The following is a 21,261-nucleotide window of genomic DNA, read 5'->3' on the forward strand; positions in this document are numbered from 1 at the left end:
TACAAAAATTGATAAAATTGCTAAAAATATCAGGAAACTCAGAATAAAAATAAAACAAGAAATTTAATTAGATAAAAATGAATACATTCATTGACATTGGTATCAATTTAACCAATAAACAGTTTCACAACGAACAGGAAGAGATCATCAATCGGGCCCTTGATCAGGGAGTGGAGCAGATGATTCTCACGGGAACAAGTGTCCGTGGAAGTAAAGAATCCGCGGAAATTGCAGAAGACTATCCGGAAATTTTATTTTCAACAGCGGGAATTCATCCGCACGACTCCAAATCTTTTAATCATGAAAGCATTAACGAATTAAGAAAATTGCTGCGAAAGGAACACGTCGTATCTGTCGGAGAATGCGGACTTGATTTCGACAGGGATTTTTCACCGAGACCTGTTCAGGAAAAATGTTACCAGGCTCAGCTGGAATTGGCTGTTGAAGTAGGTAAACCTCTTTTTCTTCACGAAAGGTCAGCTTTCAGAAGGTTTAATGAACTGACAGATGAATATTTGTCTGAACTTCCAAAAGCGGTCGTCCACTGTTTTACAGGAACTTTAAGTGAAGCTAAAATTTATTTAGACAAAGGATTTTATTTGGGATTTACAGGAGCAATAAGTGATCGGAACAGATTCGGACATTTGGAAGACATCATAAGATATGTTCCTCTCGACAGGATAATGATCGAAACAGATGCGCCTTTTATGCTTCCGAAAAATATGCCGCGGGTGCAGAATCGCAGGAATGAACCTTCATTTTTACCTTACGTCGCACAGACGATCGCCGGTTTAAAAAAATTAAGCCTTGCTGAAGTTGCCGAAAAAACCACAGAAGTCACCCGTCAATTTTTCGGGATATAAAAAAAGAGTTCTACAGATTGTGTAAAACTCTTTTTATAACGGTCGGCACATGACTTATCCGACATAGATTATTATAAACTTTTCCAGGCGGCTTCCAGAGCCAGTTCCATCATTGGTTTTAATGCTGTTTCTCTCTGGTCTGCTGAAATTTTTTCGTGGGTAGGGATGATATCTGTCACCGTAAGAATGGTCGCTGCATTTTTTCCTAAATGTTTCGCATTGGCAAACAATCCGAAGGCTTCCATTTCTACAGCCGGACAGTTGTATTTTGTAGCGATCGCAGGAACAGCCGGATCTTTTCTGTAGAAAATATCACTGCTGTGAACATTGATGGCTTTTGCTTCTAACGACAGTTCAGCCGCTGTAGCATTTATGGTATCAAAAATAGTCCCCTGGTGAGAAAGAAGATCTTCTTCAATTTCCCAGGCATACTTTGCATAAGTACTTTCACTGGCTGCGTTTTCAACATTTAAAATGTCAAAAGTTTTCAAATCGGTAGTATAGGCCCCGCAGGTTCCGATTCTGATGATGGTATCCACTTCATACTCTGTGAATAACTCAAAAGAATAGATGCCGATGCTTGGAAAACCCATTCCGCTTGCACCAACGGTGATCTCCTTGCCTTTATAAAGACCGGTATAATAAAAAATGCCTCTCGTCTTGCTGACTAATTTTGCATTTTCCAAATAATTTTCAGCAATATACTGTGCACGGAGCGGATCCCCCGGCTGCAACAAAACTTTAGCAATTTCTCCTTTTTCTGCACTGATGTGAATACTCATAATTTTATTTTGAATGGACAAAGATAACAATTATCGAAATAGTGGAATGATCTGTCTTAGGTGTCCTTTGTAATAATTATAGACAATGATATACCAAATAATTAAACATCTTTCAGTTTTAAAAATTTCTGTCTAATGTTAATTATTTAACTTATACAAAAATATCAAAAGCATTCGTCAAAAATGCTTTTTTATTTACATAATAAGACAAATTAATTCAATATAATGAGAAATATTTTTAAATATAAATTACGGTTTTCCGTACTAAATAAGGGACTTAACATAATAAAAAATATCTCTTTGATATGAATTAATTGTATATATTTGAAACTTAATTTTAAAAAACATACAATTATGAAAAAATTAAAAAAGTTAACTCGTGAAGACCTTAAAACTGTAAAAGGTGGAGCTAAACAAGTGTGGATTGCAGAATTTTGTGGTCAGACTGCTACAACAACTCAAGATTGGACACCACAACAAGCAAATCAGTGGCTGGCTAATCTTGAAGCAAATTACTGTAATTAATATTTGTTCATATTAATTATTTGCACTTATGACCTAATAAAGTTATAGGTGCATTTTGCTTTACAATTAAAGATAATTCTATGTATTATTATAAAAAACTATTTCAATTATTAGCCTTATTTTTTAGTATTTTATTTTTTTCTCAATTGCATAAAAAAGATACTCTGCGTGGTGAATTTACCTATTTATTAAAAGCTAAATTGAATACATTAACTCCTGATTATAAATATGAAGAATTTTTTTCATTGCAGATAGGTGATAAACGCGCATTTTTTGCGAGTATTCAATCACTGAAAAGAGATTCAGTATACCAAGCACTTCCAATAAAAAATTTAGAAAATGGAGCAAAGCTATTAAGTTCAAAAGGAGTATCCGTTCCAAAAACAAAATTTTCCTTTACCATAATACAATCAAATGAAAATATACAGTATTTTAATTTAGTTGGAATGTCAATACTCACCTATAAAGAACCAATAATAAAAAATTGGAAACTTATAAATGAAACAAAAATTATCAATACAATCAATTGTAAGAAAGCAGAAGTTACTTTTAAAGGTCGTAATTGGATAGCATGGTATTCTCCTGAAATTCCGCTGCCTTATGGTCCATATAAATTTAGAGGTTTACCAGGATTAATTGTCAAAATAACAGACGACAAAGGAGATTATGATTTTGAACTAGTAAAATCTATACCTGCATCTAAATTAAAAAATAAATTAATTACCATTAAGAAAAGTAGGTATACCGACGCTATAGAAACTACTCGGCCTAAATTTGAAAAAGCATTAAAAGATGCTAATGCGAATTTAATTGGTGCACTTCAAAGTTCTCAAACAACAATTATACAAGGCCAGGAAATTATAAGACAACGACAAAAAGAAAAAGAAGAAAATAAAAAATACGAAAACCCAATAGAATTAGAACGAGATTAGCCGCTAGCTAATCTTTTTCGTTTGTTGACTTTAAGTTACTCAATGCATCAGTTGAAGAAATATTCTTATAAATGAAGTGATCTTGACTTATTAAAAAAAAATAGATTAGTTGTTTGCTATAAAAAAAGGGATTAGGAAATTAGTGCCGCTAAACAAAAAAAAATCCTATCCCTTGTACCAAGTACTAAGCAAAGATACAATAGAATTAGAAATTGCACCTTATATTCCAATTGGAAAAAGAGGTTTCAAATCAAAAGCACCTATTTGTGAGATTATTAACTGTATTTTATATAAACTTAAAACAGGCATTCAATGGTATCTTTTACCTGTTTTACAATTGTTCAGTAAAGAAGTTCTACATTATAAGACAGTTTTCGGCTACTACCGTCAATGGTGTAAAGCCGGAATATGGAGAGCCTGCTGGAGTGGTATTTTACAAAACAATAAATCAATGATCGATTTGTCCAGCGCAGATGTAGACGGCAGCCACACTCCGGCGTTAAGGGGAGGTGAAGCCGTTGGATATCAGGGTAGGAAAAAGCGTAAAACAACTAATGCCCTTTATTTGTCGGATCGAAATGGCTTGCCACTGGCCATGTCGATCCCTGTGTGTGGAAATCATAACGATTTGTTTAATATTGAAAAACATTTTACAGAAATGACCAATTTTTTACAGGAGTCGGGTATCTCATTGGATGGTCTTTTTGTGAATTTTGATGCCGGATTTGATGCGGAGAATCTACGTTTAAGAGCGTCAGAATTGGGGATAATAGCCAATATTGCTCATAATAAAAGAAACTCTAATACAGATAATGACCATTATTTTGATCATCAACTATACAAAGAGCGATACGCCATAGAAAGAACAAATGCCTGGCTGGATAGTTTCAGATCGGTGCTCAACAGGTTTGATACCACCATTACCAGCTGGATAGGATTTAATTATTTAGCTTTTATTGTTATTGCCTGTAAAAAGATGATGAAAAAGTCGAGATGAGTTCAATATATAAATTTCAATAATATGAAATCCTTAAAAGAATTTATCAACGAACAATTAGAAAGCCCAATCGAAAACCCTATAAAGGAAGAACAAAATCCTGAAGTTAATCAAACAAACATTCAAGAAGCTGGATAACCAAATTCTGAAGAACCTGCATCAGAAGAAAAATAAAGTATTTTTTATAATCTGACGAAATAAGATACTATGAAATCGTTAAAACAAGCAATACAAGAAAGCCTTCAAATTAACGAAAGCAAGCAATTTGATAGTAAAAAACTATTGTCAACATTAATTGATGAATACCCTTATTTAAATGATATGAAACTTATAATTATTTTGTTATTTGTTATGATTTTGAAAATTTAAAATCATCGATTGGTACATCATTATATATAATTATCTTTAAAAAGAAGAAACAGAAAATACTATTTAATTCATAATGATTCAATTAAAAATTTTATTCTCTCAGAAATAATTTTATTTTTGTTACATGATGCCAACCGAATGTCCCTTTTTAGATACCCTGTTTCTGCTTCGGAAGGAGGAGTGTATCACTGTTTATACAGATATTCAGGAGATTTCCAGAAAAGAAGAGCAGGACGCTGCAGCATATTTTGAATCTGAATTTCAGAAAGAAAGATTGGAATTTCTCTCGGACAGCATAGACTGCGACAGTGAAACGGCAGTGTGGGCGGGAAAAGTGTTTTATCATAGTGCACAGCTACATCTGATAAGAGGAAATACCGCAAAAGATTTACATACATTAATTCCGGCATTTAATGGAAAAACAGGCGTATCAGCTATATTATCTGCAGATCTTTCACTGAGATTTTTACCACAGATGATAGCTGTCCTGAAAAATGCTGACCCACAGGATCCTCTGATAACAATGCTTGAAAATATTTTAAAACAATTTCATTATTCAGGAATAGGACTTCAGCTTGATCTGGAAAATGTAAGATGGGAAGAAGAACTAAAAGATAAAACCTACCGGAAATTGTACCTGGAAAGAATTGTAGATAAAAAGGCTTATCATCTGGCAGGAATTCCCTATATCTTTCAGTTGCTGACCGCTGAATTCGGAATATATAAGGATATTTTCTGGCGAGAATTAAAAATAAACCCAAAGGATAATGAGCAAGGAAACAGTATTTGATTTGATCAAAGATCTCACAAAAGAAAATTTTCTTACATGCAGAGAATTAGTCATTACCAGTCCGGACTAAAATTCTCACTCTGATGACGTGGATATTATGGAAAAGCTTTACCAGATTAAAGAATAAAGAAAAAAACATATTCAGCAGAGGTTAATGAAAAATGAAGGTAGATATCCCGATGTTTTAACATTGGAAGACGGATCTGAATTGTATTTTGATATTACCGATGCGCATCAGAGAATCGCCTTTTTGTCTGGAAAAAAGATAAAGATGCTTAAAATAAAGAAGAAAAACCGGAAAATAAAAACCGGTGGAATTTTTAAAATCTAATTAATGACTCAAAACATAGAAAAATTAAACACAGTTCTTACCTACGTTAAAGATACCTTTGTCGGTAAAAATGACGTCGTCGACTTATTGGGAATCTGTTTGCTGGCAAGGGAAAATGCCTTTCTGTACGGTCCTCCCGGAACCGCAAAATCAGCTATTGTAAGAACCTTGGCAAAAACCGTAAAAGACGGTAAAAACTTTGAATATCTTTTGACCCGCTTTACCGAACCTAACGAGATCTTCGGACCATTTGATATCAGAAAATTAAAGGAAGGCGAACTGCTTACCAATACAGATGGCATGATGCCGGAAGCGTCTATGGTTTTTCTGGATGAGATTTTCAACGCGAATTCTGCCATTCTGAACTCGCTTTTAATGGCCTTAAATGAAAAGATTTTTAAAAGAGGAAAAGAAACGAAAAATCTTCCGGCACTGATGTTTGTGGGAGCAAGCAATGTTCTTCCCGAGGATGAAGCACTGAATGCCTTATTCGACCGTTTTCTGATCAGAATTAAAGTAGATTATGTGAATCCGGATCTTCTTCAGCAGGTACTTTTAGCCGGAAGGAAACTTGAAAACAATATTTATACGGAAACCCCTGAAATTCTGCCGCATGAGATCACAGAACTTCAGCATCAGTGTAAAACCATAGATCTTAAACCTATTTATGAGGTATATCTGAACACCATTATCAGTCTCAGGAATACAGGAATAGCGATTTCAGACCGAAGAGCCGTAAAACTTCAGAATCTGATTGCGGCAAGCGCTTTAATCTGTGGTCGTGGTGAAGCCATTCTTTCAGATTTGTGGGTTTTGAAACACATCTGGGATACTGAAGAGCAGATTGAAATTCTTGAAGGAATTATTAACAGAACGATTGAAAAAGAAGATCACCCGGCATCTCATCCGCAGGCTTTGCAGAACAAGACGCCGAATCCGGAGGAAGTAATGAAAGACATAAAGATTTTGGTGGAAAAATGGAACAGTGAAACTTTGAGCTTTGAAGAACAAAATGTAATTAAAGACAAATTGCGATACCTTCAGACACGCTGCGACTGGATCGGAAATTCCGAACAAAAACAATATATTCAACAGGAAATCGAAAGTCTATGGCAAAAGATTCTTCAGACAGTGTAAAAGAATTCTGGGCAGAGCTTCCCCGGGCAAATAAAGATTTTTTAGGCTCGATACGGGACTGGAAAAATATTCAGATGGCGGTAGAAGAAGAAGTGATATGGCTGAAAGGTTTTACTGATGAGCAGGCTGCCTCATCACAAATCAGGCAGTTTCCTGATTTTTTGTTGTATGAATTAAGAGAAGGTCTTCTATTTCGCAGGGATGCCCTGGTACCGAGTAAGAAAGTACGGACAGCTTTGTTTTGGTCACCCATTGACAGAGCTTTAAGACTAACTTTTCCTCCTTCCAATCAGAATTTTTTCGGCATTGATGAGAAAATCCAGGTCAGACTGCAGCCCAGTGACGAAGAGCAGCCTGCCTATGCTTTGCTGAGTTCAATAGAGGAAATCAAAGAAACGGTTATCGCTTTACCCAAATTCAAAGCGGAAAAAATGAGCTGGATTGTGATTAATGATAAAGCATTATTCCTCGGAACTCCACTGCTGAGCTTTCCGGGAAAAACCTACTGGACGAAAGACGGACATCTTTTGCCGTCGGGTTTTGATTTCGAATTCAGAAATCTGAGCGTTTTATTACAGAGAAAATATAATGCAGATCACGGGCACTGGCTTTTATGGAATGAAAACGGAAGTGTTTTAGCCCTCAGTAAAAAAGATTTCCGGAAACTGTCTGTAAGCTCGTTTCGTCTGACTGAAAAAGCAAGAGCATGGAACTGATAGAATATTTCCAATCGTATGAAAATTATTTCTGGGAATGGGAGACCGATAACGATCTCCGTGACAATTCCGGGTACCATGAAAATAACCTTGTTTCTATTCCGAATGTAGGAACCATTGCCTACAGACCCTATCTAATCGAGATTTTAAAGGAACTGCAGGGGCAGGGAATTCCTCCGTTGGGGTCCTTACTTTTGGTAATGTACGCCACTCAGGAAGGATATTTAAATCTTGATGGAGTTTTTTATTTTTTAAGAAGATTAAAAAAAGAGGAAAACAATCAGATTAATGATAACATAAAAGATGCCTGCTTATTTTTAGAAAATTTAAGTAAAATAGGAAGATCTCTTAAAAAAGGACAGAACAGGATCAATCTTTTGCAGACTATTTTCAAAGATTCTCATTATTTGATGTCTGCAGAAAAATCCGGATATATCATCAAGAGCTTCAATAGAGGGCCTCAGGAATTATTTCATGCGGCCATTAAAATCCCGCTGACTGATGCTGTAATATCAAAAGATATCCGGACGCTTTCGTTACTCTATAAAAAATATCCCACGACAGAAGCGATAGTAAATGCCATGCAGGGAATAGGGAGCGAGCCTGAGCTTGATGCAGAAATTACAGATGAAGTGGTCGCTGCAGAATCAGGCCGTGGTTTTATTGAAGAATTGACTGAAGAGCCTAAAACTTTTCAGGTCGGAAGCTTAATTAAAAGAATATGGAGCGGACTGAAAATCCCCATGCGCGATCTTTCACCGGGAGAACAGCCCATTGGAGGAATTTCCGATATGGCAAATAAAGGTGAGTTCCACAGAATGCTTTTATCCGAATTTGCCAATGAAGATGAGGTCTTCATGAACCGCGTGGCCAATAACGAAGCCTTATATATTCAAAGGGAAATTCCGCCGGAAGAGAATGTTTTTGAAAGAATTATTTTAATAGATACTTCCCTGAAAAATTGGGGAACGCCGAAGGTTTTGGCTTTTGCATCGGCTATTGCAGTAGTCAGACATCCGAAAGCACATTCAGAATGTAGAGTTTTTGCGCTGGGACAGACCGCGATCCCTGTTTCCCTGAATAATATCAGCGAGGTCATCGAAAATCTGAATCTTGTCAGCGGAATTCTGGATATCTCGGAAACGCTGGAGACTTTTTTTCAAAAAGTGCATACCGAAAAAGATCTGGAGGTATTTTTTATAACCCATCATGAAAATCTGGTCCATGAAAAATTACAGAAGGTCATTCAGAAAAACAGGAATAAACTTAAATTTCTAATCACCACGTCTGCTGACGGTGAACTGAATTTTTATAAACACCATCAGGGAACCAGAAAGCATGTCCAGAGAATAGTGCTGCCTTTACAGGAATTGTGGTCGGATCCGCCTAAAAATAAACACAAAAGATCAAATACCTCCACTCAGAAAGGCAATAAAACGGAGGTGCCTCAGAATTACCCGATATTGTTTCCGACTCCTCAAAATCAGATCACCCGATTTATGCATGAAGGAGAGTACTTTATTCTGAGCAGTAAAAAACAACTGTTAAGAACGTATTTATCAGATAATTATTATAACAAAACGTATTATGATCACTATAGGACATTCCACGGATGCTCCGTGTTGTTTGATGAAATTTCCATAAAAGATAAAGGCATATTTGCCCTGGCGAAAAATAAACAGCATGAATTTATACTGTGCCAGTATCAACCGGATAAAAAGCTGCTCTCAAAACTTAATATCAATACAAAGGAATATTCTGAGCTGAATGTAACAGGGTGGCATATCCCTTCCCATTTTGAATTGATTTATTTTAATAAACATTTTTACCTGTACGGAGAGAAAGCAGATTCGTTTTTTGAAATTAATATAGAAGGGGATGTTTCTTTACAGGCCGTGGATCGTGATCCGGAAATTGAGAAAAATACAGCTAAAGTGAAGGTTGAGGTAGGAAAATTACTGAATAATAAACATCAAATTCTAAGCAACTTTACGCAGATCGGAATCAATAAAAATGATAATCTGGTGATTTCACAAAGTGAGCTGATGACCATGTATAACAGTTCTATCTGCTTATACAGAAATAAATCGGCCATGAAAGTTGTGGCCAGTCAGAATAAAAATAAATTTACTTTTTCAGATGGAAGTGAGATCATTGCCGATTCCCGGGGAATGCTGACTTTCAGAAGTATCAATGCCAATATCCCGATATTTTATATGCCCACTGTAAAATTCAGTGCTGCGGCGCTGGCAACGGAAACCGAATTTGGAGGATCTGAGTATTATTTGCCTGAAAGCACCTTGTTAAAAGTGAAGACGATACAGGAAATGTGCGAAGATTATTTACATAAATTTATAGATCACGTGCTGAGTTATGGAGTTGAGAATTAAACCGTTTCCGAAAAATAAGTACCCCAGAAAAGGACTTTTAGTTAAAGGTGCGTCACCATTGGTATGGCTTAGGGAAATCGATGCTCTTGCTATTGACATCAGTGTGGTAAAATCTTTTGCAGTTCCTTCCAACGAGCCGAATGTTCTGTATGGCTGCTTTTTGATTTTTGATCAGAATATTCCGGCAGAAATTGGGAAGAATGCCTATTTCCAGTGTTTTGATGATATGCTGTTTATCCCCGAAAATACAGACTTTTATCCAAAAATAAATGCAGAGGACTGGCAAAATGCAGACACCGAATATTTAATTATTCATCCTGAATTCGGATTGGTAAAGTTAAAGGAACCCATAGACTGGGTTTCTCTGCTGCAGGAATCTCCGAAAGCTGAAGATCTCGTCAGAAAACCGTTGAACGGTGTACCCATTCCTCAGGAGATCAAAACATTTCTGGTGGAGATGAATGATGACCGTCTCTTGGAAGAGCTGGAAAAACCCCAGACGGATGAAGAGTGGATGAAAAATCTTCCATTTGACAAAAAGAAGCTCCTGGAGGGAAATCAGGAAGAAATTGAAAAATACCTTGCTTATATTACCAGGTATCCCGAACGGGCAATTTATCTTGGAATTCCTTTAGATATCGGCGGCACATTCCGGGGAGATGGATTTGGCAATTTTAATTTTGACCCGGGTTGGTTTGCCGGTCTTTTCGGAAATGCTCTTCCGGAGGGAGATCACAGTCAGCCAGAATCAAATAACAGCCCGAAGAGAAAATCAAAAGATTACCATAAAATTCTGATGGCCGTATTACTTCTTGTTATTGTCGTGGGATTTGCGGTAGGTTCGGATCATAAGAGCAGAATAAAATCAGAATCAGCGGATCTTTACAGCGATTCTGCAGTGGAGACGGCTCCGACCGGTGATGAGAAGATGGCAACACTGGCATTTGAATCCGGATTTACGGAAATTGATATGAAAATAGATTCTCTGTACCGAAAGGAAAGAGCCGGACTGATGGCTGCTTATGATGCCGCGATAGCAGAAAATTCCTCGGGGGAAATCCCATCTTCATTAAACTGGGAAATTGAAGGCTACCGGGTACGGGAAAAGCAGTCACGTGATTCACTTAAAGTGATCTATAACGAAAAAATTGCCGAATATGTTGATGAAAAGACAAAGTTCTACAAGGAAAAAGTAGCGGATTCTCTGAGAAAATATATAACCATTTCCTCTGCTTCAAGAAAACTTTTAATGGATGAAACGGTAGAAAAACGGAGAATGGCAATCACAGACTCGCTGACGAATAGATACGGAACCGCTAATACCATCGATCCTGTTGTTGTTTATAAAAATAATTCTTTTAAAAAGATGTTTAAGGTTAATGAAAATTCGTCAGGAGAATCCGGAGCTTCTTTTCCCGGACTTATTCTATTACTGCTTTCAATAGGAGGAGCGGTAGCGTTTTACATCTACTTTGTAAAAGACAAACCGCTGGATATAGGTGGGAGCCATATGCCGCAGGGAATTAAAATACTCTTGATGACACTGCTTGCAGGAATGATATTGTATATTTTTTATCCCCTGATTTCGATGTTCGGATACAACTGGCTGGTATGGATTCTTGTAGTGGTTATTGCAGTGGTTCTGTACCGTTTGTTCAGTGAAGATGAAACAATTTTAAAATCCGGGAAAAATGAATAAACAAAAGTTTTTAGATAAATTTCTGACGGTATTTTTTATCCTTGCGGCCCTAAAAATAGTGGGAATACTCGTGCAGCTCTCCCGTGCTGACCTGGTGACCGTTCTGGGGAATCTTGTATTATTTGCCATCATCGCAGCCATCGTTTTTTTTATCATTGTCGTTTTACGGGACAAGCAAAAGGATGCGTCACCGGCACCTGTAGGCAGAAACGCCGGAGGAATAGGAAAAGGAACGTATGTAGATCCTTCACTATTTGATAAATTGAGAAGTATCTATGAAGAGATCGCTCAAAAGCATATTGCTGAAAAAGAATATAAAAAAGCAGCCGTCGTATATATGAATTTGCTGAAAAATGACTATCGCGCTGCCCAGACCTTAAAGGAAGGCGGCCTGTATAATGAAGCTGCTGCCGTATTTTTAAAAAGGCTGAACAGTAAAGTAGAAGCCGCTGACTGTTATGTCCAGGCAAAGCAGTATCGAAAGGCAATCGACCTTTATCGGGAACTACAGCATAAAGAGAAAGTCGGAGATCTGTATAAAGAGATGAATGATACTGAAAATGCACACCTGTATTATCAGATGGTGATAGATGATTATGTAAGCAATGGGCAGATGGTAAAAGGATCTCTGATCTACCGACAGAAAATGGAAATGCCAGGTGAAGCACAGAAAATTCTGCTGAAAGGCTGGGAAGAAAATAAAGATGCATTTAACTGTCTGAATAATTATTTTGCCAATATTTCCGACGTGAAAGTACTCAACATACAAATTCAGGAATTGTACGACAAAACACCGTCCGATAAAAAAATCATTTATCTGGAAGCGATGAAGTATGAATTTAAAAAAGATCAGAAACTTCAGAACACCTCAAGAAATATAGCTTATGAAATCATTGCGGAAAAAGTGGCGACACGTTCTGAAATCGTTAATGAATTAAAATATTTCAATCCCGATGATCAGGTGATTCTAAAGGATATTTCCAGATATAAGACAGGGAGAAATAAGATGTTCAGGAATTAATAATGATGGTAATGCTTCGTCATTGCGAGGAGCAAAGCGACGAAGCAATCTCAAAGTGAAATTATATAATATACATTGCTTCACCTTTGGTTAGCAATAACAAATTATGAAATATATTTATAAATCATTTATCTTTGCACCAATAAAATTATGACAATACAAAGAGCACATATCAGTTTAAATCTATGCGATCGCCCTTTACTAAAGGGATCGTTTGGATATGAATGGATGATATCAGATGAGGCGAAATGTGCTTGCTTTGAAAATTATTTACTGTAAACTCGTAAAGATTTAATCAAAATACTGCAGAAACGCCTCGGTTACCGGGGCGTTTTTTGTGTTTTTAAGGGTGTAAATTATTTAGAATGAAAAAAAATAACCATAAAATTGAAAATTATTTAATAACAAATGAACCATTAATAAGAAAATAAAGCGTGATCAATAATCCGGTGAGAGACAGTCATTTAGGTATTTAAGGCATCTGTAAAATATTACGGACGGAAATCTTCTACCCTAAATATTGCGTTTAAATAACTGATTATCAATATTTTAAATAAAAAATAAATTTGCAGATTAAAAAAAATCATCTTTACTTTGCAACCGAAAATTGAAAGCAACAAGTTTTCAGCCTTTCAGTGAAAACAATTTTTAAATAACAAGAATATTATGAAACCATTGCATAACATATCTGATACATTTTCAGGACTATACAGACAGGAACCGAAAGGGAACGGGTATGCTTGCATTATGCTTCTTGATAAGGAATTTGTGGATAAAAGGTGCTTATATATAACGGTCAGCTAATAAACTGACACGTCTAAAATATAAAGCGCCTCCCGAAAAGAGGCGTTTTTTTTATGGTTTCTTTAGCTTATTTGGTAAAGCGTCGGTTTGTGGCACCGGAAAACAGGGTTCGATTCCCGGAGAGACCCAAATTTATAAAATCGCATAGCTCAACGGGTTAGAGCATCGACCTGATACGTCGAAGGCTGAAGGTTCGAATCCTTCTGCGATTACAAAAAAAGGTCTGTTGAGGTAATGGCTAACCTGCCTGACTGTCGCTCAGGCACTGCGGGTTCGATTCCCGCACAGACCGCACAGGTTCACGGATAATTTTCTGATCCGACTGTCTCTCGGAATAGAATTTTGAAGTGAATCTGCAAAACTGGAAAGATAACGGTGGTTGTTTACCCGCCTTGGACGCGGGAGGTCGTAAGTTCGAATCTTGCTTTCCAGACCATTGCTCCATTCGTCTAATGTTTTAAGACGCAATAAATAAGGGTTCGATTTACCGTATGGAGCACAAAAGATTTCGTAGCTCAATGGTAGAGCACTGGTCTGTTAAACCAGAAGTTGAAAGTTCGAATCTTTCCGGAATCGCAAAAACTAAATGTTAATTGTTTCAGAAGAGAAAAGAAAAGGTCTGTCGGGAGCAGAAGATCTTTACGCCAAAAACACAATATAGGCAGGCTTTTTCTTAACTCACTTGAAGCTGGATGATTAAAATTGCTGAGGAAAGTTTAAACATAATTTACATTTTTAGGTAAATAAAGCTTGTCAAAGCGCAGAAGTTCTTATATCAAACAAAAAATGAAGACAGGCTTTATTTTCAAAATAATTTAAGATCAGAAATTATAAAGAAATATTTCTGAGTATGGATCCTGAAAAACGATGGTTCGCCGAAGTGGAAGAGTCGGGGCGGTCTGCAAAACCGCTGCGTAAGCTGAGTGGGTTTGAATCCCATAACCATCTCTAATAACTAAAATGAGATGAGTTCCGAAGAAAGAAAAAGTTTGTCGAGCGCAGAAGTTCTTACATCAAACTAAAAATTAAATACAGGCTTTGTTTTTCCTCACAAAAAAGAAATGAGATGCCAGAATTCAGGAATCTGGTATGATCCAAAACGGTCAACTCATAAAACCGGAAGTACGCCAAAGCTGAAAAGTCGGGGCACAGAGACAAGAGAAATGAATTGAACAATTCTTCTAAAAAATGAAAAATAGCGTTAAAATTTGTTGCTTCATTGCTGAATAGGTTCGAATCCTATTACTTCTACCAATATCACTGATAATGTAATGGCAGCATGCAGGAAATGTACTCTTGTTGTTCAGGTTCGACTCCTGGTCAGTGTTTTTTTGCTCCATTCGTCTAACGGTTCAAAACGTCTGCCTTTCGGGCAGAAAATAAGGGTTCGATTCCCTTATAGAGTACTTTTTCAGACCTTAACGGTGAGTGGTAGCAATGTATAATGTACAATGTATAATGTAAAAAGTACAATGTATAATGTATGATGTAAAAAGTATAATGTATAATGTAAAAAGTACAATGTATGATGTACAATGTTAATATTGGAAGGCAGATTTAATTCTGCTGATGTTTAGAACTCATCTATTCGCGGAAATGGTGGAAATGGCAGACACACCTGATTTAGGCTCAGGGTTTTGAGGGTTCGAGTCCCTCTTTCCGTACAATGTATACATCAATAGTGTGTTGATTTATAGCTTATTATTAAAATAATTTACAAAACAAATTTAAAAACATGTAGAAAAAATGGAAACGCAACAACCAAAATGGCAGAATATGAACGGGAAATTTTTCCAGCACGCTATCACACAGCTGGTAGAAGAAGCCATCATCCGCGAACAGGCCAGTGGACACCGGCTGAAAGTATGTGTAGGTTCAGACTCCCACGTATATGGTGACGCCATTAATTATGCCACGGCAGTAGTCTTTATTCGCGAGGGAAAAGGAGCGTTTTCCTTTATCAGAAAAGAAAGAGAAATACAGCGTATCAGTATCAAGGAGCGAATGTTGAATGAAGTCAACAAATCCGTAGAAATTGCCTATGCTATTTGCTCGATACTGGAAACTTATGAAGTGGAAATGGAGGTACACGCAGATATTAACACCGATCCGGATTTCAAATCCAATGTGGCTTTGAAAGATGCCATGGGATATATCCTTGGAATGGGGTATGTGTTTAAAGCAAAACCTTACGCATTCGCAAGTTCCAATTGTGCCGATATGATGGTGTAAAAGGCTGGATTTTAAACGATTCAATTACTTCCATCCCTCCGGCTTCCATCTAAAAATAAATAAACCATAAAAACTAATAACCATGTATTTTCTAATTCAGGCTAATGTCTATTTAGATCCCGATCATTACAAAATTTTTGATGCTTTGGAAGAATTAAATATTGAGTACACCGTCATTAATATTCTTCCGACTGCAGAAAAAATAGACTTTGAAACCGACAGAAAAGATATTTTTGTATATGGCTCGGTGACCCTAGCAAGGCTGGCAAAACAAAATGCCGGCTGGTTTCCCGGATCTTTTTACGGAGGCAATCATCTGTACGAAGTGTATTCAACATATTATAGTGAAAACCTTCTCAATCATACCGTATCTGTTCATAAAATTTCGGAAGAATTGATCTGGAAAAATAATGAAATAAAATTTATCAAACCTTACAGCGAAGCGAAAATTTTCACAGGAAAAGTTTTCAATGAATCAGAATGGAAAGATTTTGTTTTTGAATCAATAGAAAATAAATCCAACAGAATTTCAGTAGATTCCCTGGTTCAGGTTTCTGAAGCCAAACGGCCCATAAAAGAAGCGAGGCTCTGGATTGTTGGCGGGAAAATAATCGATGCAGGATATTACAAATTTGATGATTATATTCTTTTTGAAGAAAAAGTTTCAGAAGACGGATTGCATTTTGCCAATGAAATGATCCGGATTTTCGATCTTGAAAAAGCTTTTGTTATGGATATTTGTTTAACCGGTGAAGGCTGGAAGATTGTGGAAATCAACTGTATCAACAGTTCCGGATTTTATCCGAATACCAATGTGAAAAGTATCTTCAGAGCATTGAATATTTACTTTTCCCATTAATAAATAAACCGATGGAAATGACAAAAAGATTATTGTTCCTGGATGATATCAGATATCCGGTTGAGGTATACCGGTATACCAAACAAGATGTTTTCCTTAGAAAAGACTGGCATATTGTCCGGAATTATGAGCAGTTCATTAACCGGATCCTGGAAAAAGGACTTCCCGAAATGATTTCTTTTGACCATGACCTTGCTGATGAACATTATTGGGACCCCAATTCCCGGGAAAGGGTTGAAAAAACAGGATACGACTGCGCAAAATGGCTGGTAGAGTATTGTATGGATCATTATTTGAACTTGCCAAAATTCTACTGTCACTCCATGAATCCCGTTGGAAAGGAAAATATTGAAAGCCTTTTAAGAAATTTCAATAACTATTAAAACTAAAAAAATGATTTTTAAAACATACAATTCTATGGAAAATGCTTACCAGGCCCGCGTGATCGATCAGATCAGGTTGCAGGGTTTTGGGGATGAGGTTTTCATCGTGCAGGAGAAAGTTCACGGAGCTAATTTCTCTTTCTTTACCGATGGAAAGGAAATTAAAATTGCCAAAAGAACCGCCTTTATCGAGAAGGGTGAAAAATTCTACAATGCCCATCAAATCTTAGAACGTTACAGAAAAAATGTAATCAGTGTCTTCGAAAAAGTGAAAACTATGTATCCGGATGTCGAAAGTGTTATTATTTACGGAGAATTGTTCGGGGGTGGCTACAGACACAAAGAAGTTGAGCCTGTAAAAGACGCGGTAACAGTTCAGAAAGGTATTGAATATGCGCCTTACAACGAATTTTACGCATTCGATATTAAACTGAATGGTGTAACTTATCTGGATACGGATTTAGTCAACCTAATTTTTGAAGAAACCGGATTTTTCTATGCAAAAATCTTGTTTCAAGGGACTTTGGATGAGGCTTTGAAATTCCCCAACGCTTTCGATTCTAAAATTCCGGCATGGTTAGGATTACCTGAACTGGAAAATAACAGCTGTGAAGGAACCATTATAAAAACGTTGAAAACCAAATATTTCGGCAATGGCTCAAGGGTCATTCTGAAAAATAAAAATGAAAAGTGGATTGAAAAATCCAGGGTGATCAGAAAACAGGATAAAACGGTTAAAAAAACAGTTAACTTTAGCGAAAAAGCTCAGGATATTTGGGATGAAATCCAAAAATATGTTACTGTAAACAGGTTGAATAACGTTATCAGCAAGACTGGTGAGTTTGAACCTAAAATGATGGGGAAAGTGATCGGGCTTTTGGCACAGGATATTTTGGAGGACTTTGAAAAAGATTTTCCGGAAGTTTTTACAACCATAGAAAAAGAAGAACAGAAAAGAATCAACAAAAAAATGAATTCTTTAGCCATTGATCTGGTAAAAGAAGAATTAATGACGGTAAAATTGGAGTTTCGGTAGTTAATGACCGAAACTTTTTAAGTGTTAAACTGAACCATAAAATGACAAAGGTTTTATTGATTGAATACAATTGTTATCCAGTAAAGATTTAGTAAACTTTGCGGAAGTAATGATTAAATCTCGTGCTTTGATTCTTTCAGAATGACAAACGTCTCCAGAGTTTTTATGGTTAATAAAAATTAAAAAATGATACAGGCAGAAATAAAAAATCTTTTAAAAGAAGACATCAGCATATTAATAAAAATTCCCAACTCCGGAAAACATTACCTGTGTGATTGCGGTGAAGCCGGTTTACTGACCGTTAGAGAAGTGCAGTCCGTTTCAGCAATATTCATCAGCCATACGCATATTGATCACTTTTCAAATTTTGACGGAATTTTCAGGCACCAGATAGGAAGCGGAGAAAAAGTTGTGATCTGCGGACCAAAAAATATACATTTACAAGTTGAATCAAGGTTGAAATCTTACACCTGGAATTTGGTGGGTGAAAAAGCAATTGAGTATGAGATACGTGAAATTGTTTCGGAAAAAGAAATCCATGTTTATAAAATTCATCCGCCCTATTGGAATCTTGAATTGGTGACCCGCCAGAATTTCCTTTTTGAAGACGATTATGTGAACGTTGACTTTGCCATTCTGGATCATAAAACAGATTCTATAGCGTATCTGTTCAGGGAAAAAGACACGATTACCTTTCATGAAAATGCTTCCGTATTTAAAAATGGGAAATGGATCAGTGAACTGAAAGCTGCTTTTGAAAATGATGATCCGGACCGGAAAATTCAGATAGAAGAAGCCGTTTACAATGCTTCCGATTTATTTTATCTTCTGACAAGAAATGAAGGTTATACATTAGGGGTAATCATGGATCACGCCGTTTGTGAAAGCAATTATGAAAAAATAAAAAAGGTTTTTACAGGAGCGGATAAGGTGTATATCGAAACATTTTACAAAGATGAAGATCAGGAATTTGCCAAGATTAATTACCACAGTTATGCCTCTGCATCCGGAAGAATCATGAAAGAATGTGAAGTAAAAGAATCGGTCCCAATCCATTTTTCCCGAAGATATGTAGAAAGCGATCAACTGGAAATTGAAGAGGCATTTTATAAAGCGTTTCACGGAAATTAAAAAAACTTATATTTTTTTTACAACAGACCAACACTTAGGCACGAAAATATGATAAAATTCTACTAAGGACCTTTTGAGTCTTGGAACAGATGAAATAAAAGAAATGAATACAACCAACGAAATATTAATGGTCGATCTGGAAGCTACATGTTGGGAGAACGACCGGATCCCGACGGGTCAGAAAGTCGATATTATAGAAATAGGAATTTGCGAATTAAACAGAACAAGCAAAATAATTTCCAGAAAGCAAAGCATTTATATCATTCCTGAAAGGTCTAAAATCAGTAAGTTTTGTACGGATTTAACAGGAATTACACCGCAGTTAATTAAAGAAAAAGGAATTGATTTCGAAGATGCCTGCGAGAAAATTAAAGAGGAATATCACTCTCATTCTCTTAGCTGGGCAGGTTTCGGAAGTTTTGATAAAGAACAGATGATGCAGCAATGTGATGCTCTCGGTATTGAAAATCCTTTCTCGCAACATTATATTAATGTGATGAATCTATTCAGCAATTATAACGGACTTCATAAAATGATGGGTTTGAAAAGAGCTCTTCGCGCGATGAATATGAATTTTGAAGGCCATCATCACAACGGAGCAGACGATGCTTACAATGCAGCCAGAATTTTAAGAGAAATTTTGGGCTGATGATTAACCAATTAAATAACAGAAATTTGCAGATTACTGACACTCAGGTAATATTAGTTTTAAAAGTGATCACTAAAAAAACTAAAGTGTTCTAAAGTGTAAAAAAATCTCAGCAGCAGATTATAAAAGACATCACATTTTAACACTTAAGTAGTATGAAGTAAAAATAATGCTTGTGAAAAGTACACGTAAGTTTATGAAAATCTCTGATTTTCTTCTTATGTGACCTACTATTTTTCAAAGTGATCCACTAAAAAAACTAAAGTGTTATTAAGTGTAAAAAAATCTCAGCAGCAGATTATCAAAACATCATGTTTTAACACTTAAGTAGTATGAAGTAAAAATAATGCTTGTGAAAAGAACACGTAAGTCTTGAAAATCTCTGATTTTCTTCTTATGTGACCTACTATTTTTCAAAGTGATCCACTAAAAAAACTAAAGTGTTCTAAAGTGTAAAAAAATCTCAGCAGCAGATTATCAAAACATCATGTTTTAACACTTAAGTAGTATGAAGTAAAAATAATGCTTGTGAAAAGAACACGTAAGTCTTGAAAATCTCTGATTTTCTTCTTATGTGACCTACTATTTTTCAAAGTGATCCACTAAAAAAACTAAAGTGTTCTTAAGTGTAAAAAAATCTTAGCAGCAGACTATAAAAGACATCATGTTTTAACACTAAAGCAGTATTAAGTAAAATAATGCTTGTGAAAAGTACATGTAAGTTTATGAAAATCTCTGATTTTCTTCTTATGTGACCTACTATTTTTCAAAGTGATCAACTAAAAAAACTAAAGTATTCTTAAGTGTAAAAAAATCCTATTATCAGAATATAAAAAGACATATTACTTATCAAGTAAGAGATGATCTGCGACTTATGTCAATAAAAATTTAAACGAATGAAAACAACAGACAATATATTAATTATAGATCTCGAAGCGACGTGCTGGAATGACCGCCCGCCGAGAGGTCAGGCAAGTGAAATTATAGAAATCGGCGTCTGTATCATGGATGCAAAAACCGGCAGGATTTCACAAAATGAGGGAATTCTCGTAAAACCACAATTTTCAAAAGTAAGCCCGTTCTGTACGGAGCTGACTTCTATTACCCAGGAGATGCTTGATGACGAAGGCATTCTATTGGAAGATGCATTAGATATTCTGAGAGCAGAATACGATTCTGAAGACCTGACCTGGGCGAGTTACGGAAACTATGATCTGAATATGCTTAAAGATCAGGCAGGAAAGTTTAATGTCGATTATCCTTTAAGTGATGCTCATATCAATGTGAAAACATTGTTCGGAGAACTGCATCCGACCGTCCGCAAAAGTGTCGGAATGGCAAGGGCTTTAGGCGAGCTGAATTTTAAACTTGAAGGCACCCATCACAGGGGGGTGGATGACGCAAAGAACATTGCAAAAATTTTACACTGGTGTCTGCAGCGGATGAATAATGTAACAATGTAGCAATGTAGCAATGTAGCAGTGTAGCAGTGTAGCAGTGAGCAATTTAACAATTTACCAGTATAATAATGTAACAATGTAACAATGTAACAATTTTATTTGTATACTATTGGCTCCCTTTTTTAAAACGGGAGTTTTTATTTATATAGCGATGA

At 36.2% G+C, this 21,261-nt stretch carries 19 protein-coding genes and 8 tRNA genes; 26 read left to right on the top strand and 1 reads right to left on the bottom strand.

The window, feature by feature from the left end; translation table 11 throughout:
- Positions 1-77: 77 nt before the first annotated feature.
- Positions 78-863: a TatD family hydrolase gene (locus tag ODZ84_RS18365; RefSeq protein WP_266173839.1), complete on the top strand. Its 786-nt coding sequence runs from the start codon at positions 78-80 to the stop codon at positions 861-863.
- Positions 864-934: 71 nt separating this feature from the next.
- Here ODZ84_RS18365 and deoD read toward each other — a convergent pair whose 3' ends face one another.
- Entirely contained in the window at positions 935-1,645 is a 711-nt protein-coding gene (gene deoD / locus ODZ84_RS18370; RefSeq protein WP_266173840.1) for a purine-nucleoside phosphorylase, read from the bottom strand.
- 354 nt (positions 1,646-1,999) lie between these two features.
- Between deoD and ODZ84_RS18375 the strand changes: the two genes are divergently transcribed.
- The 25 genes from ODZ84_RS18375 (at position 2,000) to ODZ84_RS18495 (ending at position 21,109) form a co-directional block, all read left to right on the top strand.
- On the top strand, positions 2,000-2,170 hold the full coding sequence (locus tag ODZ84_RS18375) for a bacteriocin-like protein (protein ID WP_266173841.1): 171 nt from the start codon (positions 2,000-2,002) through the stop codon (positions 2,168-2,170).
- A gap of 80 nt (positions 2,171-2,250) precedes the next feature.
- Positions 2,251-3,102 (top strand): GLPGLI family protein, encoded by an 852-nt coding sequence (locus ODZ84_RS18380; RefSeq protein ID WP_266173843.1) that lies wholly within the window; start codon positions 2,251-2,253, stop codon positions 3,100-3,102.
- A gap of 142 nt (positions 3,103-3,244) precedes the next feature.
- Positions 3,245-4,099: an IS5 family transposase gene (locus tag ODZ84_RS18385; protein WP_266173844.1), complete on the top strand. Its 855-nt coding sequence runs from the start codon at positions 3,245-3,247 to the stop codon at positions 4,097-4,099.
- A gap of 493 nt (positions 4,100-4,592) precedes the next feature.
- Complete coding sequence (locus tag ODZ84_RS18390) at positions 4,593-5,258, top strand: hypothetical protein (RefSeq protein ID WP_266173845.1); 666 nt, start codon at positions 4,593-4,595, stop codon at positions 5,256-5,258.
- 154 nt (positions 5,259-5,412) lie between these two features.
- The gene (locus ODZ84_RS18395) at positions 5,413-5,589 is read left to right on the top strand and encodes a hypothetical protein (protein WP_266173846.1); all 177 of its coding nucleotides are present in this window, start codon (positions 5,413-5,415) and stop codon (positions 5,587-5,589) included.
- A 3-nt stretch (positions 5,590-5,592) separates the two neighbouring features.
- The gene (locus ODZ84_RS18400) at positions 5,593-6,726 is read left to right on the top strand and encodes an AAA family ATPase (protein ID WP_266173847.1); all 1,134 of its coding nucleotides are present in this window, start codon (positions 5,593-5,595) and stop codon (positions 6,724-6,726) included.
- Positions 6,699-7,442: a hypothetical protein gene (locus ODZ84_RS18405; RefSeq protein ID WP_266173848.1), complete on the top strand. Its 744-nt coding sequence runs from the start codon at positions 6,699-6,701 to the stop codon at positions 7,440-7,442. Before ODZ84_RS18400 ends, ODZ84_RS18405 begins: the two co-directional genes overlap by 28 nt.
- A complete protein-coding gene (locus tag ODZ84_RS18410) occupies positions 7,433-9,832 on the top strand; it encodes a hypothetical protein (RefSeq protein WP_266173849.1) in 2,400 nt (799 codons plus the stop codon). The genes ODZ84_RS18405 and ODZ84_RS18410 overlap by 10 nt, the downstream gene beginning before the upstream one ends.
- Complete coding sequence (locus tag ODZ84_RS18415; RefSeq protein WP_266173850.1) at positions 9,816-11,531, top strand: APC family permease; 1,716 nt, start codon at positions 9,816-9,818, stop codon at positions 11,529-11,531. Before ODZ84_RS18410 ends, ODZ84_RS18415 begins: the two co-directional genes overlap by 17 nt.
- The gene (locus ODZ84_RS18420) at positions 11,524-12,552 is read left to right on the top strand and encodes a tetratricopeptide repeat protein (protein ID WP_266173851.1); all 1,029 of its coding nucleotides are present in this window, start codon (positions 11,524-11,526) and stop codon (positions 12,550-12,552) included. Before ODZ84_RS18415 ends, ODZ84_RS18420 begins: the two co-directional genes overlap by 8 nt.
- 859 nt (positions 12,553-13,411) lie before the next feature.
- Positions 13,412-13,484 (top strand) — tRNA-His (locus ODZ84_RS18425).
- Between the two features lie 10 nt (positions 13,485-13,494).
- Positions 13,495-13,568, top strand: a tRNA-Ile gene (locus ODZ84_RS18430).
- An 8-nt stretch (positions 13,569-13,576) separates the two neighbouring features.
- Positions 13,577-13,648 (top strand) — tRNA-Asp (locus tag ODZ84_RS18435).
- A 69-nt stretch (positions 13,649-13,717) separates the two neighbouring features.
- A tRNA-Pro gene (locus tag ODZ84_RS18440) sits at positions 13,718-13,792 on the top strand.
- 68 nt (positions 13,793-13,860) lie between these two features.
- Positions 13,861-13,932, top strand: a tRNA-Asn gene (locus tag ODZ84_RS18445).
- Between the two features lie 290 nt (positions 13,933-14,222).
- Positions 14,223-14,304: transfer RNA gene (locus tag ODZ84_RS18450), tRNA-Cys, on the top strand.
- A gap of 385 nt (positions 14,305-14,689) precedes the next feature.
- Positions 14,690-14,762, top strand: a tRNA-Glu gene (locus ODZ84_RS18455).
- 184 nt (positions 14,763-14,946) lie between these two features.
- Positions 14,947-15,020 (top strand) — tRNA-Leu (locus tag ODZ84_RS18460).
- 82 nt (positions 15,021-15,102) lie between these two features.
- Positions 15,103-15,588 carry a ribonuclease H-like YkuK family protein gene (locus tag ODZ84_RS18465; RefSeq protein ID WP_266173852.1) on the top strand — a complete coding sequence of 162 codons (486 nt, stop codon included), beginning with the start codon at positions 15,103-15,105 and terminating at the stop codon, positions 15,586-15,588.
- A gap of 82 nt (positions 15,589-15,670) precedes the next feature.
- Positions 15,671-16,447, top strand: coding sequence for an ATP-grasp domain-containing protein (locus ODZ84_RS18470; RefSeq protein ID WP_266173853.1), 777 nt, complete (start codon positions 15,671-15,673; stop codon positions 16,445-16,447).
- Between the two features lie 11 nt (positions 16,448-16,458).
- On the top strand, positions 16,459-16,830 hold the full coding sequence (locus tag ODZ84_RS18475; RefSeq protein WP_266173854.1) for a cyclic-phosphate processing receiver domain-containing protein: 372 nt from the start codon (positions 16,459-16,461) through the stop codon (positions 16,828-16,830).
- Positions 16,831-16,840: 10 nt separating this feature from the next.
- Positions 16,841-17,866: an RNA ligase, Rnl2 family gene (locus tag ODZ84_RS18480; protein WP_266173856.1), complete on the top strand. Its 1,026-nt coding sequence runs from the start codon at positions 16,841-16,843 to the stop codon at positions 17,864-17,866.
- A 186-nt stretch (positions 17,867-18,052) separates the two neighbouring features.
- Positions 18,053-18,997 (top strand): MBL fold metallo-hydrolase, encoded by a 945-nt coding sequence (locus ODZ84_RS18485; RefSeq protein WP_266173857.1) that lies wholly within the window; start codon positions 18,053-18,055, stop codon positions 18,995-18,997.
- Positions 18,998-19,100: 103 nt separating this feature from the next.
- A complete protein-coding gene (locus ODZ84_RS18490) occupies positions 19,101-19,646 on the top strand; it encodes a 3'-5' exonuclease (RefSeq protein WP_266173859.1) in 546 nt (181 codons plus the stop codon).
- A gap of 896 nt (positions 19,647-20,542) precedes the next feature.
- Entirely contained in the window at positions 20,543-21,109 is a 567-nt protein-coding gene (locus ODZ84_RS18495) for a 3'-5' exonuclease (protein ID WP_266173860.1), read from the top strand.
- Positions 21,110-21,261 lie beyond the last annotated feature (152 nt).

Source organism: Chryseobacterium fluminis (assembly GCF_026314945.1).
In the GTDB taxonomy this organism is placed as follows: Bacteria; Bacteroidota; Bacteroidia; order Flavobacteriales; family Weeksellaceae; genus Chryseobacterium; species Chryseobacterium fluminis.

What these genes read in the sequence shown, in the direction of transcription:
- ODZ84_RS18365 (WP_266173839.1), top strand. Translation starts at nt 78, where the DNA reads ATGAATACATTCATTGACATTGGTATCAATTTAACCAATAAACAGTTT.
- deoD (WP_266173840.1), bottom strand. Translation starts at nt 1,645, where the DNA reads ATGAGTATTCACATCAGTGCAGAAAAAGGAGAAATTGCTAAAGTTTTG.
- ODZ84_RS18375 (WP_266173841.1), top strand. Translation starts at nt 2,000, where the DNA reads ATGAAAAAATTAAAAAAGTTAACTCGTGAAGACCTTAAAACTGTAAAA.
- ODZ84_RS18380 (WP_266173843.1), top strand. Translation starts at nt 2,251, where the DNA reads ATGTATTATTATAAAAAACTATTTCAATTATTAGCCTTATTTTTTAGT.
- ODZ84_RS18390 (WP_266173845.1), top strand. Translation starts at nt 4,593, where the DNA reads ATGATGCCAACCGAATGTCCCTTTTTAGATACCCTGTTTCTGCTTCGG.
- ODZ84_RS18395 (WP_266173846.1), top strand. Translation starts at nt 5,413, where the DNA reads ATGAAAAATGAAGGTAGATATCCCGATGTTTTAACATTGGAAGACGGA.
- ODZ84_RS18400 (WP_266173847.1), top strand. Translation starts at nt 5,593, where the DNA reads ATGACTCAAAACATAGAAAAATTAAACACAGTTCTTACCTACGTTAAA.
- ODZ84_RS18405 (WP_266173848.1), top strand. Translation starts at nt 6,699, where the DNA reads ATGGCAAAAGATTCTTCAGACAGTGTAAAAGAATTCTGGGCAGAGCTT.
- ODZ84_RS18410 (WP_266173849.1), top strand. Translation starts at nt 7,433, where the DNA reads ATGGAACTGATAGAATATTTCCAATCGTATGAAAATTATTTCTGGGAA.
- ODZ84_RS18415 (WP_266173850.1), top strand. Translation starts at nt 9,816, where the DNA reads ATGGAGTTGAGAATTAAACCGTTTCCGAAAAATAAGTACCCCAGAAAA.
- ODZ84_RS18420 (WP_266173851.1), top strand. Translation starts at nt 11,524, where the DNA reads ATGAATAAACAAAAGTTTTTAGATAAATTTCTGACGGTATTTTTTATC.
- ODZ84_RS18465 (WP_266173852.1), top strand. Translation starts at nt 15,103, where the DNA reads ATGGAAACGCAACAACCAAAATGGCAGAATATGAACGGGAAATTTTTC.
- ODZ84_RS18470 (WP_266173853.1), top strand. Translation starts at nt 15,671, where the DNA reads ATGTATTTTCTAATTCAGGCTAATGTCTATTTAGATCCCGATCATTAC.
- ODZ84_RS18475 (WP_266173854.1), top strand. Translation starts at nt 16,459, where the DNA reads ATGGAAATGACAAAAAGATTATTGTTCCTGGATGATATCAGATATCCG.
- ODZ84_RS18480 (WP_266173856.1), top strand. Translation starts at nt 16,841, where the DNA reads ATGATTTTTAAAACATACAATTCTATGGAAAATGCTTACCAGGCCCGC.
- ODZ84_RS18485 (WP_266173857.1), top strand. Translation starts at nt 18,053, where the DNA reads ATGATACAGGCAGAAATAAAAAATCTTTTAAAAGAAGACATCAGCATA.
- ODZ84_RS18490 (WP_266173859.1), top strand. Translation starts at nt 19,101, where the DNA reads ATGAATACAACCAACGAAATATTAATGGTCGATCTGGAAGCTACATGT.
- ODZ84_RS18495 (WP_266173860.1), top strand. Translation starts at nt 20,543, where the DNA reads ATGAAAACAACAGACAATATATTAATTATAGATCTCGAAGCGACGTGC.